At 63.0% G+C, this 17,550-nt stretch carries 9 protein-coding genes and 1 pseudogene; 4 read left to right on the forward strand and 6 right to left on the reverse strand.

Annotated elements, in window-relative coordinates; genetic code table 11:
- Positions 1-9: 9 nt before the first annotated feature.
- On the reverse strand, positions 10-993 hold the full coding sequence (locus JWS13_RS32480; protein ID WP_206009431.1) for an LLM class F420-dependent oxidoreductase: 984 nt from the start codon (positions 991-993) through the stop codon (positions 10-12).
- Positions 994-1,192: 199 nt separating this feature from the next.
- Here JWS13_RS32480 and JWS13_RS32485 point away from each other — a divergent pair.
- Positions 1,193-3,775, forward strand: a pseudogene (locus tag JWS13_RS32485) (AMP-binding protein); the annotation flags it as partial.
- 817 nt (positions 3,776-4,592) lie between these two features.
- Here JWS13_RS32485 and ygiD read toward each other — a convergent pair.
- Together ygiD and JWS13_RS32495 are read right to left on the reverse strand one after the other, a co-directional pair.
- Complete coding sequence (gene ygiD / locus JWS13_RS32490) at positions 4,593-5,438, reverse strand: 4,5-DOPA-extradiol-dioxygenase (RefSeq protein WP_206011834.1); 846 nt, start codon at positions 5,436-5,438, stop codon at positions 4,593-4,595.
- A gap of 187 nt (positions 5,439-5,625) precedes the next feature.
- Complete coding sequence (locus JWS13_RS32495) at positions 5,626-5,952, reverse strand: helix-turn-helix domain-containing protein (protein WP_206009433.1); 327 nt, start codon at positions 5,950-5,952, stop codon at positions 5,626-5,628.
- Between the two features lie 841 nt (positions 5,953-6,793).
- On the opposite strand from JWS13_RS32495, the gene JWS13_RS32500 reads away from it, so the two are divergent.
- From JWS13_RS32500 to JWS13_RS32510, 3 genes are all read left to right on the forward strand, one after another.
- Positions 6,794-8,260 carry an aldehyde dehydrogenase gene (locus tag JWS13_RS32500; RefSeq protein ID WP_206009434.1) on the forward strand — a complete coding sequence of 489 codons (1,467 nt, stop codon included), beginning with the start codon at positions 6,794-6,796 and terminating at the stop codon, positions 8,258-8,260.
- A gap of 391 nt (positions 8,261-8,651) precedes the next feature.
- The gene (locus JWS13_RS32505; RefSeq protein ID WP_206009435.1) at positions 8,652-9,992 is read left to right on the forward strand and encodes an MFS transporter; all 1,341 of its coding nucleotides are present in this window, start codon (positions 8,652-8,654) and stop codon (positions 9,990-9,992) included.
- A 94-nt stretch (positions 9,993-10,086) separates the two neighbouring features.
- Positions 10,087-11,133, forward strand: coding sequence for an NAD(P)-dependent alcohol dehydrogenase (locus JWS13_RS32510; RefSeq protein ID WP_275957311.1), 1,047 nt, complete (start codon positions 10,087-10,089; stop codon positions 11,131-11,133).
- A 306-nt stretch (positions 11,134-11,439) separates the two neighbouring features.
- Here JWS13_RS32510 and JWS13_RS32515 read toward each other — a convergent pair whose 3' ends face one another.
- From JWS13_RS32515 to JWS13_RS32525, 3 genes are all read right to left on the reverse strand, one after another.
- Positions 11,440-14,724, reverse strand: coding sequence for a protein kinase domain-containing protein (locus JWS13_RS32515; RefSeq protein WP_206009439.1), 3,285 nt, complete (start codon positions 14,722-14,724; stop codon positions 11,440-11,442).
- 485 nt (positions 14,725-15,209) lie between these two features.
- On the reverse strand, positions 15,210-15,992 hold the full coding sequence (locus JWS13_RS32520; protein WP_206009441.1) for a FadR/GntR family transcriptional regulator: 783 nt from the start codon (positions 15,990-15,992) through the stop codon (positions 15,210-15,212).
- Between the two features lie 323 nt (positions 15,993-16,315).
- The gene (locus JWS13_RS32525) at positions 16,316-17,392 is read right to left on the reverse strand and encodes an ABC transporter substrate-binding protein (RefSeq protein ID WP_206009443.1); all 1,077 of its coding nucleotides are present in this window, start codon (positions 17,390-17,392) and stop codon (positions 16,316-16,318) included.
- Between the last annotated feature and the right edge of the window lie 158 nt (positions 17,393-17,550).

Genomic DNA, 17,550 nt, shown 5'->3' on the forward strand with positions numbered 1-17,550 from the left:
TGGCCGGTGTCAGGCCTCGACGAGTGGTCGCAACGTGCGGCCGGTGAGTTCGACGATGCCGGGTTCGTGCCCGTTGGCGACGAGATTGAGGACGACGCCGTCGATTCCCGGATCGAGGACCCGGGTCTTCAGCTGCTCGGCCACCTCGTCGGGGGCGCCGCAGAACTGCCGGTCGGTGGCGGCGGCGCGTTCCTCGTCCGACGCCTTCGACAGGTCGACGCCTCGCGCGAGCAGGAACTCGTGCTGGAGTTGCCGGGCGCGGTCGCCGTCCTCGTCGATGATGACGAAGGCCAGGTAGCTGGTCTCCAGCGTGGACCGATCGCGGCCGATCTCCGAACACCGCGCGTCGAGGGCCTCGAGTTTGCGCGGCAACTCGCTCGCGTTGCAGATGATGTTCAGGTGATCGGCGAACCGGGCGGCGAGACCGAACGTCTTCTTCTCCCCGCCACCACCGAGCATGATCGGCAGGTCGTCGCGGATCCGCGGTTCGTTGATCGCGTTCTCGACGTGATACCACTTGCCGTCGAACGTCGGGCGCTGACCGTGCAGCATCGGCGCGATGATCTGCAGCGCCTCGTCGAGCCGTTCGAACCGGTCGGTGAACGTACCGAACTCGTAGCCGAACTGCTGGTGCTCGAGTTCGAACCAGCCGGCCCCGATCCCGAGGACGGCGCGTCCCCCGCTGGCGACGTCGAGGGTGGTCACCGACTTGGCGAGCATCGGCGGGTTCCGGTACGTGTTGCCGGTGACGAGGGCGGACAGCTGAATGTTCTCGGTGGCCGTGGCGAGGGCGCCGAGGGCGGTGTACGCCTCGAGCATCGGTTCGTCGGGCTCACCGAGGCCCGGCAGCTGATAGAAGTGGTCCATCACGAATGCGGTGTCGAATCCCGCGGATTCGGCCTCACGGGCCTGTGCGATGACGGTCGGGAACAGGTCCGCGACGGGGGTGGAGTAACTGAAATTCGGCATCTGATATCCAAGGCGAATAGTCACCCGATCGACGCTACTCGGATGACGGCCGGGGCACCTCTTTTATTTCGGGGGTGGGAAGTGACCACCCTGGGGTCCCTGGCGCACCGCCTTGGGGTGATGCACCCTGACGGTAGTGCCGTATCCGTCGCCGATCCGCCATCCGCGACAACCTGCGCGGTGGGGAGGCGGACCAGGCAGAGCACAGCCCGAGGGGGGCCAAATGAACACGTATCTCGATTCGCAGCAAACCGGCGGCACGGCATGCGCCTGCCCGGAGCGACCCACACCCGTCCGGCGGCACGTAGCCGAACGTCCGCTCGCGCAGCCGACGCGTTCGACCGTCGGCGCCTTTCCGCTGACCGCGGCCCAGCGGTCCATCTGGTTCGCGCAACAGCTCACGCCCGAGGTCCCGTACGTCATCGCCCATTACGTCGAGCTGAACGGGCCGGTCGAACTGGGTGCCCTCCGCGACGCCACCCGTCGCGCGAATCGCGAATTCGGCTGGGCATCGGTGCGGCTCGTGGACATCGACGGACAGCCGCATCAGGTCGTGGATCCGGCCGCCGGCGATCGGGTACCCGCCACCGACCTCCGCGGCGAGGACGATCCCGTCGACGCCGCCCACCGCTGGATGCGGAACGACCGGACCGCACGCACCGACATGTACGACGGTCCGCTCCTGGTCTCGCACATTCTCCGGCTGGGCGACGACCACTACTACTGGTATTCCCGCGCCCACCACATCGTGTCGGACGGGTACGCCGCGATGATGCTGATGAGCCGCACGGCCGAACTGTACGTCGCCGCCGTCGAGGGCAGGGAACCCCCGGATTGCCGGATCGAGGGACCGGAACGTCTCGTGCGGGAAGACGAGGCCTACCGCGCCTCCACCCGGTTCGCCCGCGACCGCGACTATTGGCGCGAACAGGGCAGCGGCCCGGCGTCGGTCCTCAGCCTGAGCGGCCGCGCGGCGCGACCGGAAGTCGACGCCCGGACGGCGACCGGGCACACCCCTGCGAGCGGCAACACAAGGAATCCGACGGCCGTGACCGTCGCCGCCTTCGCGTCCTATCTCGCCAGGATGACCGGTGCCGAAGACGTGGTCCTGTCCCTGCCCGTGTCGGCGCGGACGACGGCCTGCCTCAGGCATGCCGGCGGCTCGGTGTCCAATGTTATCCCGTTGCGGCTGAACGGAATCGGCTCCGCGACCGTGAGCCGTGCGGTCGGCACCGCGGAGGCGTGTTTGACGGCGGCACTGCGCCGTCAACGCTACCGCCGCGAGGACATCGGCCGCGACCTCGCCTCGGGTGGGGTCGAACTCCTGCATTTCGGGCCGGTGGTCAACGTCATGATGTTCTCGAAGGAGATCACGCTGGGCGCCGTGCAGGGGACGGTCCGGGTACTCACCACCGGTCCCGTCGCGGACCTCGCCGTCAACATCTATCCGGGGTCCGAAGGAGCCGCCGCCCGCATCGATTTCGAGGGAAACCCGGCACTGTACGACGACGCCGAACTGACCGGGCACCACGCGCGTTTCCTCACGTTCCTCCAAAGCTTCACCGCATCGGCCGAGTCGGATACGTCGGTTGCCGACCTCGACGTCTTCTTCGCGGGCGAACGTGCGGAATTCGCTCCCGCGCATGGTCTTCCGGATGCGGACCCCGTCACCCTCGACCGTCTGCTGACGGGAACCGTCGCGAATGACCCGGCGGCGATCGCGATCACCGACCGGGGGCGCGCACTGTCCTACGGCGACCTGGACCGGCTCGCCACCCGGCTGGCGCGCCTCCTGACAGGTCGGGGCATCGGGCCCGAGGACGTCGTCGCGGTCTCCGTCCCACGGTCGATCGAGTCGGTGCTGGCGCTGTGGGCGGTCGCGAAGGCCGGCGCGGCCTATGTTCCGATCGATCCCTCACATCCGCACGCTCGCATCGCGTACACCCTCGGCGATTGCGGCGCGACGGTCGGGCTGACCGTCCGCTCGGAGCGCGCCCGGCTGCCCGGCGACATCGCATGGCTGACCGCCGATGTCGACGAACTCGACAATCTCTGTCGGAGTGACCCTTCCGAAATCCCGGCCGTCGTGGAACGCACACGCCCCCTGCTCGTGGACCATCCCGCGTATCTGATCTACACGTCCGGCTCCACCGGAACACCGAAGGGGGTCGTCGTCACCCATCGGGGTCTCGCCAACCTGGCCCAGGAGATCCGGGACAAGTATGCGGTGTCCGCGCGCTCGCGGATCCTGCACTTCGCCTCACCGAGTTTCGACACAGCGCTGGTCGAAGTACTCGCGGCCTGTATCGGCGGCGCGACGCTCGTCGTGACCCCGCCCGGCGTGTTCGGCGGTGACGAGCTGTTGCGACTGCTGCGCGACGAACACGTCACCCACCTCCTGACGACGCCGTCCGCGCTGGCCGCGATCGACTCCGGCGCGACGAACGACCTGGAGTTGGTGCTGGTCGGAGGGGAAGCGTGCCCGCAGGAGGTGGTGCGGCGGTGGGCAGGCAGGCAGGACATGCGCAACGCGTACGGTCCGACGGAGACGACGTGCAGCGTCACCCTCACCGATCCGATCTCCCCGGACGAGCGAATGACGATCGGCTCCCTCATGCGCGGCGTGGACGCGGTGGTTCTCGATCACCGCCTGCGTCCGCTGCCTCGCGGAGGATTGGGCGGTAGGTGGTATCGGTGTCGCGGTCGGGCGACACGATCATCGGTCAGAAGTCCGACTCCGCGTCCTGGCTGCCGCCGAGCAAGGGCAACCGCTGCACCTACGTCTCCCGGCAGATCGACGTCAAGGCCCTCTACAGCCTGTGGGTCACCCAGGTCGAGAAGGACGCGATGATCCGGGTCCTGCAGTCCTGCTGACCGGGTACGGCGCAGGGAAGGGATTGCGGCGAACCTCGGCGGGCGTGGCGTCGTGGCGCTACAACGTCAGAGCGCCACGGCGTTCACATTCGACGGGCTCTGGATCCTGCAGGGCGGGATGAGTGGGGCGTTCCGGCCCGTCGATCAGCGGATCATGAACGTCATACTCGCGGAATTATGCTCAGCCGCAGTGGTTCTCGAATCGTCGAGTTCAACGTCCCGCACTGTCCCATCCGACGATGTAGCCGACCGTGTAGGTGCTCACCGGTGATCCCATCGGACGAGATCGAGTGACGTCATCCTCCCCGCCCGGAGCACGGCTCCGCCGGAATTTCCCGATCCCACCAGAATCCCGACTCATTACCGCAGCGAAACCGCCAGCCCGCAGGTGTGACCTGCCGGTCGGGCAGACGCGCGGCGGGGCCGGTGATCCCCCGCCGGTACCACCGTGCAGCCGCGTCTGCGCGATGCCAGTGGATCGTCGGCGTTGCCCTCCGTCCGTTCAGATTGCACGGGACGGGGATTGGTGGTTGGAACTGGCTCCGGCACATGGGGGTTAGTCGCTTCGAGTCGAAACGTCTTTCGCGGTGTTCGTCGTGCTCGTCCGTTGCCGGTGCCCAGTGCGCGAGCGGCGAGAGAGGAACACTTCTCCGCGGCGTGGTGGTCTGATTCAGTTGTTCGCCGGGGTTGCTGAAAGCCACTGGGGTCGGCACGGTCACCACGCTGACCCCACCTTCCTGACAGGCCGCTCAGATGTTCGACGAGTCTGGTGGGAATCTGCCCGGTGGTAGGGATGATGCGGTGGGGCCGGGTGTGGTCGGGCAGGCGAGTCCGAGGGTGTATGCGGTCATCGACAGGGATCCGTATGCGTAGGCGTCGACCAGGATGTCGACGTCGGGGTGCGCGGTCTCGCCTGCGAGGCCCGCCAGGTAGAGGGCCGGTATGAAATGATCCGGGGTGGGCACGGCCTTGGTGAAGTCAGGGTGGGCGTCGAGTGCTGCGAATTCGGTGGGGTTGGTGAGCATGGTGGCTTTGGCGTCGTCGTTGAAGCGCTGGGCCCAGTCGTATCCGTCGTCGGCGAGTCGCCAGTTCATGCTCCGCAGGTTGTGTACGACGTTGCCGCTGGCCACGACGAGCACACCCCGCTCCCGTAGTGGGGCCAGTGTGGCGCCGAGCTCGAGGTGGTAGTCGAGGGGTTTGTCGGCGTTGATGCTCAGTTGCACGACGGGGATGGTGGCGTCGGGGAAGGCGTGCACGAGCACGGACCAAGTGCCGTGGTCGATGCCCCAGCTGTCGATGTCGGCGCCGACCCAGGTGGGGTGGACGGTGTCGCTGATTTCGGTGGCCAGTTCGGGCAGTCCGGGTGCCGGGTATTGCACGTCGAACAGCTCGTCGGGAAAGCCGTAGAAGTCGTGAATGGTGCGCGGGCGTGGCATGGCGGTGACGGCGGTCGCGTTGATGTACCAGTGGGCGCTGACGACGAGGATTGCGCGGGGGCGGGGTACCGCATTTCCGAAGGCCTTCCAGGCCGAGGTGTAGCGGTTGACATCGAGCGCGTTCATCGGGTTGCCGTGGCCGTTGAACGCGGCCGGCATGACGGATGTCGATCCGGTGGTGGTTTCTGCACTCACGATCGTGGCCTTCCTCGTTGCACACCCGTGCACACGGTAATGGTGGCACAGGCAGAACAAGAAGATTGCGCTGTTCAGGTACTTCGACCGGCGAGGCTCCGCGAAGGCCATTGTCTCGCGGTGGGCGACTTGGTGGCCGCCGGCGAAACGTTTATGTGTCGCATGTGTCCGCTTGTCCGATTCCAAGCGCCCGCATCTTGCGGTAGAGCGTCGACCGCGCGATGCCCAGACGATCGGTTGTGCGCTTCTTGTTTCCGGCGCTCACGGAGAGGGCGTCGAGGATCGTTTCACGCTCGGCGCGTTTGAGCGCAGCCGGCTCGCGGTCGGCACTGGGGGCACGGCACTCGTACGGGAGGTGCTGCAGCGCGAGGTTGACACCGTTGGCCCGCACGGCAGCCGAGGTCAGCACCATGTGTAGCTCCCGGAGATTGCCGGGCCGGGCGAGTGCCATGAACGCCTGCAGGGTCGATGGGAGCATTCGCTGCCGTAGCGTGGGCTGGCGGTCGAGGAGGAACGGCACGATGTCGGTATTGTGAGGACAGTTCCTGGTTGCCGCGGCACCAGTTCGACCAGTGAATTGCGACCCGTCTTAATCGACGGTTCTCGTTAATTGTCAGTGGATTTAGCTATCTGCCGCAAGTTCCCGTAGGAGTGCCAGCAGGACGGAGCCTCTACGGCATTGTGCACGGACTTTGAACGCGCACTTGACCGTTGGATAGGTACCTGTCGGTCAAGTCCCCTCCAGGGACTTGACCCCGAACCGATGGCATGACCTCGCATCCTCGGCGGTGGGCTGATCCATCCAAGGGTTTCGTGTGAGAGTCCGTCCACGAACAGAGGGGGCGGTGTGGCGTCCCAGAGGGGCCTCGCGCGTAACACGACACGCGTCGACGCCTCTACCGGCGTGCATGGATGGTTATTGACTTACATTAGCGCAGATGTCATTCTGTTTTTGTCGAGGTAGATGATTTCAGTTGATGGCCGCCCTGGTGTTCGGTCTGGTGCTGGCATCCCTGCTACCGCGACAGTCGCCTTCGTCCGCCGGTGTAGTAGTCGCGGTTATTGCCGCGTCTGCAATCCAAATGAGTCCGAGGAGGACCTTAATGAGTTTGGTCTACGGCGCTCGGCATCGATCAGACGCTCGGCATTGATCAGGGCAGCGCGCTCGACAAGCGCCCGCTTCTGCTGGGTGCAGCGACGTTGTGGTCCATCAACCCCGAGTTGGGCGGGACTTTTGCACCACAGACGGCATGCCCGACAGTCGCGCAGCCGATCAGGCATCAATCTGCAAATTTACGAACTGAAAGCACAGATACGACATGACCTGGCAAGGAAAGTACGACAAGCTGTACATCGATGGCGCTTGGATCGATCCAGCGACCTCTCAGACGATCGATGTCGTCTCGCCATTCACCGAACAGGTGATCGCCAGCGTGCCAGCAGGCTCGAAAGATGATATGGATCGCGCGGTCGCCGCAGCACGTACCGCCTTCGACGAGGGGCCGTGGCCCAGGTTTACGTTGAAGGAAAGGCTTGAGTTCGTTAGGCGACTGAGCGATGAGTTTCGTGCGCGGGAAGATCTTCTTGCAACGGTCATCACCGGCGAAATGGGCTGTCCGATTACCCTTTCGAGAACGTTGCAGGCTTCCGTCGCCAGGCGCCGACTCGATAGTTTTGTGGAGCTTGCCCCCCAGTATCCGTTCGATACTGTCCGGATTTCCGAGAGCGGTAGTGCTCTGATCACTCGCGAACCCGTTGGCGTGGTGGCGACTGTTATTCCTTGGAATGTTCCCCAGGCGACGGCCATAGTCAAGATGGCGCCGGCCTTGATTGCTGGCTGCACCGTTATCTTGAAACCCGCACCAGAAACTCCGCTCGACGCGTATCTGCTGGCGGAGATGGTAGAGGCGGCGGGAATACCGAGAGGCGTGGTCAACGTAGTGCCGGCGGATCGCGACGCGAGTGAGTATCTCGTCTCGCACCCGGGGGTCGATAAGGTGTCGTTTACCGGGTCGACGGCCGCTGGTCGGAGGATCGCCGCGCTCTGCGGCAACGACCTGCGTCGTGTCACCCTCGAGTTGGGCGGCAAGTCGGCAGCCATTATTCTCGACGATGCCGACCTCGACGCCACGATTCAGTCGCTGCAACATGGGTCGCTACGAAACAGTGGCCAGGTGTGCAGTGCGAAGACTCGGATCGTGGTTCCGCGGGCACTGGAATCTGAGGTGCTCGAGCGACTGAGCGCCATGATGTCCTCGATGCCGATCGGTGATCCAATGGACCCGGCGACGATGATTGGCCCGTTGGTCAGCGCCCGTCAGCGTGAGCGGGTCGAAGGGTATCTCGACATCGGACGCCGTGAAGGTGCGACAGTAGTGCGGGGTGGAGGGCGTCCGGCTGGATTGGATCGGGGATGGTTTGTCGAACCGACGATCTTTGCCGGCGTGCGACCGTCGATGACAATCGCCAGAGAAGAGATATTTGGTCCGGTCCTTGCCGTCTTGGCGTATGAGACCGATGACGAGGCCATCGCGATAGCGAACGATTCCGAGTATGGGTTGAACGGGGCGGTTTATACCTCTGACATCGAACGAGGGTTAGCCGTGGCGAACCGGATTAGGACCGGAACGGTCGAGCTCAACGGTGCCTCTGCGGGACTTTTTGCGCCATCAGGTGGGGTCAAGAGCAGCGGTATCGGCCGGGAGGGAGGGTTCGAAGGTTTCGACGCCTATGTTGAGGTGAAGGCCATCGGAGTTGACCGGTCGGTCGCTGCGGCGCTCAACTAGAAGTTGCCACGCGGATCTCAGACGTCCGTTGTAGTGATCTGATGATGACAAATGGCTGTTTGAATCTTGATTCGTCAAGGTCTCGTCCTCCATCGTCGATGGTGGAACGGGAGAGGTGGCAGGTCCTCGCGGTCGTCGAGCGTCGTTTGCAGATTGTCTGGGCTCGTAGGGGGACAACGCGTATCGCGGATAGAGCAAGCGAACTATCGAACCGGTGTTTTCCCGGCTAGTGGAGTCTGTTGACAGCAAGTTTAATGTCGGACATACTACTGTGAGTCAAGACACACGTTCGCAGTAGGTCGTTTGGCCGCGTATCTGGGGCGTAGAGGCTGGTTGGGCGCCACCTGAGGTGGAGCCGGGACGAAGCCTCAGACTTAAAGGAGATGGAAATATGAAGGCTGTCAGCGGCCGCCGTCGCATCGCCGGCGCGGCTATCGGCAACTTTGCGGAACTGTACGACTATTTCGTATACGGGTTCTCAGCGCCGGTCCTTGCGTTCCACTTCTTCCCACAAGCGAATCCGGCTGCCGCCCTCATGGGCACATTTGCAGTCTTTGCCATCGCTTTCTTCATGCGGCCCGTAGGCGGTCTCGTGTTCGGCTACCTAGGTGATCGGATGGGCCGAATTAACGTGCTCGCGATCACCGTTTTGCTCATGGGCGTCGCTACCATGGCAATCGGACTGCTCCCCACCTATACCAGTGTCGGACTGCTGGCTCCGGCGCTGCTGCTCCTCTGCCGCCTCGCCCAGGGTTTCTCGCACGGAGGTGAGTCCAGCGGAAGTTACAGCTACACAATCGAATCAGCACCCGACGGTCAGCGTGCCCGATGGGTCAGCATCGTTGCCTGCTTTGCATTCTTGCCCGCCGCGATCACCGGCATCCTCATCCTCGGTCTGCGTGCGGCGGTGGGCGACGATGCCTACGAAAACTGGGCCTGGCGACTACCCTTTATCCTCGGCGGCGTCCTTGCCGCGGTTGGCCTCTGGCTGCGACGTCGTCTCGACGATCCTGAAGAATTCACAGAAGCGGCCCGTGAGAAGCCGATGCAGAATCCCATCCGGTCCGCCGTGAGTGCGAACCTCAAATCGATCGTCATCGTCACTCTGCTCGTCTCCGTCCAAGCGGTTGCTGCGTACTTGATCCTGGGCTATATGTACACCTTCCTGGTCAAGGTCGCGGGACTAGGGAATACCGTCGCGCTGCTGTCGAACGCTGTCGCGATCGTTGCAATGGCCTTCCTGATGCCCGTGTTCGGTGTAGTTGCCGACCGCATGGGACGAAAGCCTGTGCTATTTGCCGGTGCTGCCTGGCTCGCCGTCACCTCGTACCCCGCCTTCAAGCTCGCCGCATCCGGAACAGTAGCTGGCGCCTACGGGGGACAGCTCCTCATTGCGGTCGGGGTTGCCCTCTTCGCGTCGGCGGGGTTCACAGTAATGCTGGAACTGTTTCCGACTGCCGTTCGCTACACGGGACATGCGATCGCCTACAACATCGGAAATGCCATCTTCGGAGGAACCGCGCCGTTGATTGCCACCGCATTGGTCAGCGGTTTGGGTACCCCTCTTGCGCCTGCTTACTACGTCATCGCAATTGCGGTGTTCGGGTTGCTCGTGATCATCTTCACTCCTGAAACCAAGGACACCGAACTTCGTAGCTCGTTGGGTGCTAGGCGATCACGTACCGAAGTCCAGGTACCTGAAACCGTCGTGAAATCCCAGATGGGGACCTAACACTCCACAGACGCTCGTGGGCGGGAGCGTCCGGCTCGGCCCTAAAGCCGAGCATATATTGCCCCCTTTCATAGGTGAAAAGTACAGGAGAAGAATGATTACCGTAAATGCACGTGCCACCTTTGGTCCTGGGGAGGCGTTCAAACCGGTAACGATTCAGCGCCGCGATGTAGGCGCCCGCGACATCCTCATCGACATTGCCTTCGTAGGTATCTGTCACTCGGATATCCACCACGCTCGCAGCGACTCCGGGACGAAGGCGTACCCGCTGGTGCCGGGGCATGAGATTGCGGGAATTGTATCGGCTGTTGGGTCGGAGGTGACGAGGTTCTCGGTCGGGGACAGGGTTGGGGTCGGCTGTTTAGTCGACTCTTGCCGCGATTGCGCCCACTGCCGTGCAGGACGGGAACAGTTCTGTAGCGGATACGTCGCCACCTACGGCTCGGTCGGCCGGGACGGGGAGACTACCCAGGGCGGCTACAGCGAGAAGATCGTTGTCGACGAGGATTTCGTGGTACGTATCCCGAAGGCAATTCCATTGCAGAGCGCGGCACCCCTGCTCTGCGCAGGCATCACTCAGTACTCACCCCTGGTGCACTGGAATGCCGGGGCGGGCAAGCGCGTAGCCATACTCGGTTTCGGTGGACTTGGGCACGTTGGAGTTCAGATTTCCAAGGCGCTCGGTGCACACACAACGGTGCTCGACCTGTCGCTCGCCAAACGCGCTGACGGCCTTCGCCTCGGTGCCGACGACTACCGCGCAACCACCGACGCAGACACATTTGCGGATTTAGCTGAGTCGTTTGATCTCATCCTCTCCACCGTGCCGGCGAACTTTGACATCGATGCCTACCTTAATCTGCTAGCGATGAACGGCACCCTTGTCTGCATCGGCTTGCCGAAGACGCCACCGAGCATTTCGCTCAATACGCTCCGGCACAACAGGCGCTCGATCGCCGGCACCAAAATCGGAGGTTTGTCTGAAACCCAGGAGATGATCAACTTCTGCGCAGAGCATGGCATTGGCGCGGTTGTCGAGGTAATCGACGCAGACCAGATCGACGAGGCATACGATCGCGTGGTGGCAGGAGACGTTCGGTTCCGGTTCGTGATCGACATCAAAACTATGGCCGACCACTGACCGACGTCGTCGTGACCGTGCGGAGCACGTGTCCACCCTCGTGAGGGTTGCATGATGTCGTCGGCTATGGCGCAGGTGCCAGACCCTGCGCCATAGCCGACGCAGTATTTCGCCAGGAGTGCTTTCCGAATCGAGATTCCTGGGGACGCTTGAACTTGCCCAGTCGTGTGTCGGTCGTAGGTGGTGCCACCGCCCTCGAGCTGGCCGAGCTGATCGCTCGGCCACTATGGCAAGAACTTGTCACCACGTCGATTCGGTATGTGCCCACCTTTGCATGGGGGATCTATCCCGGGAATCGCCATTCGATCAACGGTCCTGGTGCCGGGATCCTGGACGCTGTTCGACGACCCAGGCGGCGATCTGCGCTCGTGACGTTACACCGAGTTTCGTCAGGATATGTTCCACGTGGCCTTGAGCGGTGCGTGGCGAGATCACCAGTTGGGTGGCGATTTCCTTGTTGGTCAGACCGCGTGTGACGAGATCGGCCACTTGTTGCTCGCGTTTCGTCAGAACGCTGGACGTGTTGCTGCCGCGTGATGGTGAGGTCGTAGCTTTTCCCCCTAGGGCGTATGAGACGGCGGATCGGAAAGTCATTGCTTCACCTTCATGACTTGCTGAGGTGAAGTCCCGATTACCAAGTCCTTGGCGCGTGGTGCGTTCGCATTCGTCGTGAGCAGAGGTCAAGTTCGGTATTTGTTGCACAGATATTCCAACCTGCCGCCGCAGCGTATCGGCAGCTGCCATGAGAACCGCAGCGCGATGAAAATGGCTCTCGGCGGCTGCAATCCAGGCGAGTATCTCAAGACACCAAGTCGCTCCGGCGGGGTCATCGGACAGTCGTGCTAATTCGAGTCCATCCCGTAGCAGAGACACTGCGCGATCGCGGTGGCGCTCTTGCCACAACACCAGTCCAAGTGTCCACAAGGAACGGCCCTGCGACGCAGACTCACCGTGTGATCGGGCGATTTGAATGGCCTCTTCGAGGCAGGCGATGGCCTGATCCGACTGACCGAGGAGTTGGTGCGCCAACCCGAGACCGTGCAGCGACATGATCTGCAGTAGGAGGTCACCGTCGGTGCGGAATTCGTCCAGCGCCGGGGACAGAAGGGAAACTGCGTCTCCCGGATCACCGCGATGTAACGCGAGATACCCTTCGGCTCGCTGTATGAGGGCGCGATCTCGTATCGTCCCCACATCATTCGCGATCTCACGCCCTCGGCCGATCAATGTGGATGCCTGTTGAAGTGCATTCTGCCTGGTCGCAAGAATGCTCGAGGCGTAGAACCCTTTGACGCGCAGTGCAGGTGACTGGTCCACGTCGTTGGCCAATGCGCGCTCGAGCCAGCGACGCCCCTCAGTAAGATGTCCTCGGGAGAACCAGAATGGAAACAGGGCGGCGGCCATTTCCAACCCCTCCCGGGCGTGATCCGTCGTTGACAAGCTGAACTCCAACGCTTCCCGTAAATTCGGTTGCTCCCGATCGAGACGGGCAAGCCAGTCGAGTTGGCGTGGGCTGATCCACTCGCTCTCGGCATCGAGTGCCAGCCGCCGATACCATTCGCGGTGTTGGTACTGCATTGCCCGATGCTCACCGGCCTGTTGCAGTCGATTTCGCCCGTAATCGCGAAGTGTCTCGAGCATGCGGAATCGGACCGCCCCGGGCTCCAACTCTTCACGGAGCAAGATCGATTTGTCCACCAGCGATGCGACCTGCTCGAGTAACTCGTCGGGCTCTACGGTGCCGTCCGTCACGTGCACGGCTGCGTCGAAGTCGAAGGTGCCGGCGAATACCGACAATTTTGCCCACAGCTGTTGTTCGGCCGCAGCGCAGAGATCATGGCTCCAGTCGATACTCCACCTCAGGGTCTGCTGGCGGGTCGGCGCGCTCCGACTTCCACGGGTGAGCAATGTGTATCGGTCGGTCAGGCGCTGCAGGATCTGTTCGAGGGACATCGACCGCAACCGAGCCGCCGCCAACTCGAGTGCCAACGGCAAGCCGTCCAGCCGGTGGCAGATCCGGGCGACGGTCGTGTGATTGCTGTCGTTTAACGCGAAGCCCCGCACGGCGTCGGCGGCCCGCTCGGCGAATAGAGTGATCGCTTCGTAGTGTACGAGGTCCTGCAGCGGCGGGGCCCGATCTGGATCCGGGACCCTCAGCGGTTGCACCCGGAGTATCGATTCTCCTTCGATACCGATGCGCTCCCGGCTGGTGGCAAGGATTTTCAGCCCGGGGCAGGAACGCAGCAGGGTCAAGGCCATCGTCGCGGCCGTGTCGATCACTTGTTCGCAGTTATCGAGCACCAGCAGCAGTTTCTTGGCAGCGAGATACTCCACGAGGACAGGCAGCGGGCTCGTTCCTTCGTGGCGCACGCCGAGCGCCGTGGCGACGGCTGGTATCAATAGGTGCTCGTCTCGGAGTTCCCCCAGTTCCACCAGACATACGCCGTCGGGAAAGGCGCCTCGCACGCTGCCGGCCAATTGGAAAGCGAGACGTGTCTTGCCTACTCCGCCGATCCCAGTCAGCGTAACCAGCCGTGACGCGGACAAGAGTTGCCTTCCCTCGGTCAACTCGTTGCGTCGGCCGACGAAACTGGTCAGATCCGCCGGAAGGTCATATTGGTGACCTTTAACGGCCTGCGGGGCCAGTCGTGGCTGCGGAGCCGGAAAGGGACTGCCCTGCCTGTCGCCGTGTCCGGTGTGCACCGCCATTGCGTCGATGGGCCATCCACGTTGGGATTGGACCTGCTGCAGGATCTCGCCGAACTCCTCCGAAGTCGGCCTGTCCGCCGTAGTCCGGGACATGGCACGTTCGATAGTTGCGCTCAACTCTTCGTCGAACCCGTGCACGCGCAAGTCCGGTACCGGCTGTGTGGTGACTCGCAGGAATTGTGCCATCACCTGCTCGCCGCTACGGCGCTCGAATGCGGCGTGTCCGGTCAATGCGGTGAAGAGAGTGGCGCCCAGCCCATAGACGTCAGCAGCGGTGGTCGGGGAGTCCCCACTGAGGACCTCCGGCGCCGTGAAGGCAGGCGAACCAGTGACAGTGCCAGTAGCTGTTTTGAAGGCGCCGGTTACGTGCGCGATACCGAAATCTGCTAGGACTGGTTCACCGTAATCGGTGAGCAAGATATTCGCGGGCTTGATATCCCGGTGCACGATGGCGGCCCGATGCGCAGTTGCCAGCGCACCTGCCATCCTGACCCCGAGGTATAAAACTTCTTGCACCTTGAGCGGGCCGCGCCGACGAATCTGGGCGTCGAGCGAGTCGCGCGGATAATAGGGCATAACCAGGTACGGGCGCCCACGCTCGGTTGCTCCGACCTCGAAAATGCCGACGATATTGGGGTGTCCTGACAGTCGGCCCATCGCCCGCTGTTCCCGGAAGAACCGCGCCCGATTGTCATCATCCAGATCGGTGGTGAGCACCTTGACCGCTACGGTCCGGTCCAACGCGGTCTGTGTGCACCGGTAGACGACTCCGAACCCCCCGCTCCCGATTTCGTTGATATCGGCGAAGCCGCAAGCACTGAGCTCGTCGGCGATGAATGGAAGTGCCGCACGATGTGTGTGCAAGGGGTCGCTGTCACTCATTGGATATCCCGTTTCCAGCCACACGATCCAGACAACTGGTCACTCCATTGTCGGCGCGTCGGCGTGTCACCAGGATATCTCCGTCCTCCGCTACGACGCGCACATCGTGTATCGATCGGAACCCGGGGCGTCATCAATCTGTCCGAGTCTGGTGGGTTCGATCGGACAACAGTGGCGATGGCGAACACTGTGCCGTGGTGAACGTGACCCTGAACCACAGCCCGCAGGGCGACCCGACGGCCACTTACGACCAGGACTCTAGGCCCTGCCGTTCGGGTGAAAAGGTCGCGGTGGGTCGAAGGCGGATCAGGGTATCGCCGCAGCTGCAACCCGAGACGGGACCGTCCATCTTAGATGTGGCGGATTACTGTCGGCCGTGGCAGTCGAGCAGTTCCATGAATCTCGCCGTTGTTGGGTAAGCAGGATCATGCGTTGTAGCAACAACTACGGGACCTTTTTCCGATGTCCATTTCCCTGTGGAAATGTCACGACGGAAGAGTGCCTGAGATCGGGACCTTGTCGTTCGCGTCCATGCTTCTGCGGATGTGGTCGCGTAGGTAGCTCAGGTGCTCGGTGACCGCACGCTCGGCCGCTTCGGGATCCTGGTTGGCGATCGCCTTGACGATGCGCTGGTGTTGGGCGTAGGTATCGCGGCCCAATTTGGGTGAGAGGTCCAGGTGTCCGACGGGTTCGGATTCGTGGTGGAGGGCGTAGACCAGGGAGGCGAGGATCCGGTTGCCGGACATCCGCGCGATCGTGATGTGGAACTGCGCGTCGAGTTCCGGGATCATCGGGTCGTCGACCGTCCGCCGCTTCATCTCGGCTTGGATCGCGCGGAGTTCCTCGACGTCGGCGTCGGTGCGGTTTTGGGCGGCCAGGACCGCTACTGGTATCTCGAGGTGTTGGCGGGCCATGGCGACCTCGTTGAAGCTCACGCTGCCCAGTCGCAGGAGGTTGTGCATCGATTCCTGGACGACCTCGCCGAGGGCGGTGTGGTCGACGGCTTGCACGAAGCTTCCGCCGCCGGCGCCGGGGACTTTGCGGATCAGGCCCTGGGTCTCGAGTGCGGAGAGTGCCTCGCGGATGGTGGGACGGCTGACGCTGAACTGTCGGGCGAGTTCCGTCTCCGGTGGGAGGCGGTCCCCGGTGCGGAGTTGGCCGTCGAGGACGGCCTTACGCAGCGCGTCTTCGACTTGTTGGCGGGGGCGCAGCACCTTCTGCCCGAGGATCGGCGGCTGGGCAACCCCACCGATGGTGCTGTTTGACATATGCCCTCCAGAAATCTGGGACGAGGATTGCATTAGTCCGACAGTTTACTACCTTCATATGAGGTGGAGCGACTCGGCTCGCACCGCAAGCGTCCCGGATCGGGGAGAAAGGGGCCACCCCACATGTTGGGCGTCCCGGATTTCCAGGCCAGGTGCTCCGTGCTATCCGGGAAGGGTCTCTCCAACCCACTTGCCACGGCGGTGGAGTAGGGCGGGCGGTAGGACCCATAGCAGACCACACCCGCCACCGACGACATGTCTGCAATGCCGCCCTCCGCGACCGAAGGCGGCATTGCAGACCTACGTCCAGGAGACCCGGAGCCTCACTGGGACGTGGCCGCGGTAGCGATATCGGTGTCCACAGCCTCGCTGAGGAGGTCCTCGCTGAGACCGTTGCCGCCCATGACCCCGTTCTGGAACCTCAGTGCCGCCATGGCAGCGCTGTCATCGATCACCGGGCTTGCCGGCCATGAATGGAGATTCGACTGAAATGCTTCTGCGTAGATCGTCGGGTCTATGGTGCCCAGGAACGGCTGGGCGATCTTGGCGGCCGTCTCAGGATCCTCGTGAATGACTTTCTGTGCCCGTGCGAGGGCCGCGGTGAAGCACTCGAGCACGTCGGACTTTTGCGCGATTGTTCGGTCGGAGGCCATGGCGGTGATGTAAAGGTTGTTCGCGAGCGGCTTGTAGTCGCCGTTAGCGATGTTGTACAGGTACGTGCCCTGTCCCTGCTGCAGCGCGATATCTGACTGTGGTGACGAGATGGCAATCGCGTCGAAGCGGTCACCCGTGAAGCCGGAAACGCTGCTCCCGCCGCTACCGGTGGCGATGATTTCCATGTCTTTGTCGGGGTCCATTCCTCCCGCCGCGGCGAGGTAGCGGATCAGTTGGTCACTGCCGCTGCCGCTGCCGGTAACACCGATGCGCCGGCCTTTCAGTGCCTGGAGTCGTTCGGAATCGGAAGAATTCTCAGTAATACCGAGATCGTCCAAGATCGACTTCTTGATGATCACATTGGTGCCGAGGTTCTCGACTTGGGCGAAAGCTCTGACAGGAGCTCCTTCGTGGCGGGCGACGTACACCTCGCCCGCGGTTACGAGTGCCACTTCGACGCTGCCACTGACTGCAGCTGCGACGATTCCTGATCCGGTGTGCACCTCAACGCTTTCCGGGACGAGGCCCTCCTGCTCGAAGTATCCGGCGCCTTCCGCGACGTAGAAGGGCAAATAGACGAAGCTGGGTGCGGTTTGGGCTATTCTGATCGGCGCGCCCTGGCAGGTACCGGTTGCGGCAGCACCGGGGTCGGCAGAATTCCCACCACCCCCGGCGCAGCCGGCGAGCAACATCACTACTGATGAGGCGCCGGCAATGGCAGTCTTTCGCGCACGGCTCTTGATCATGACTTTCCCTTCGATACGTGGCGAAGTGACGCCGTCTGTGGAGATCTCGCGACTAGCAGACGATCGCGGAGTTGGGGATGAACGCGGGGCCTGGATCGCGAGTTGTTCGGCGGGCACGAGGCCCAGGCCGGAGACGGGGTGACCAGGCGTAGCCCCGT

The organism is Rhodococcus pseudokoreensis (genome assembly GCF_017068395.1).
GTDB lineage: Bacteria > Actinomycetota > Actinomycetes > Mycobacteriales > Mycobacteriaceae > Rhodococcus_F > Rhodococcus_F pseudokoreensis.

Coding starts and splice junctions, on each gene's coding strand:
- JWS13_RS32510 (WP_275957311.1), top strand. CDS start 10,087: ATGATTACCGTAAATGCACGTGCCACCTTTGGTCCTGGGGAGGCGTTC.
- JWS13_RS32515 (WP_206009439.1), bottom strand. CDS start 14,724: ATGAGTGACAGCGACCCCTTGCACACACATCGTGCGGCACTTCCATTC.
- JWS13_RS32505 (WP_206009435.1), top strand. CDS start 8,652: ATGAAGGCTGTCAGCGGCCGCCGTCGCATCGCCGGCGCGGCTATCGGC.
- JWS13_RS32525 (WP_206009443.1), bottom strand. CDS start 17,392: ATGATCAAGAGCCGTGCGCGAAAGACTGCCATTGCCGGCGCCTCATCA.
- JWS13_RS32520 (WP_206009441.1), bottom strand. CDS start 15,992: ATGTCAAACAGCACCATCGGTGGGGTTGCCCAGCCGCCGATCCTCGGG.
- JWS13_RS32495 (WP_206009433.1), bottom strand. CDS start 5,952: ATGCTCCCATCGACCCTGCAGGCGTTCATGGCACTCGCCCGGCCCGGC.
- ygiD (WP_206011834.1), bottom strand. CDS start 5,438: ATGCCGGCCGCGTTCAACGGCCACGGCAACCCGATGAACGCGCTCGAT.
- JWS13_RS32500 (WP_206009434.1), top strand. CDS start 6,794: ATGACCTGGCAAGGAAAGTACGACAAGCTGTACATCGATGGCGCTTGG.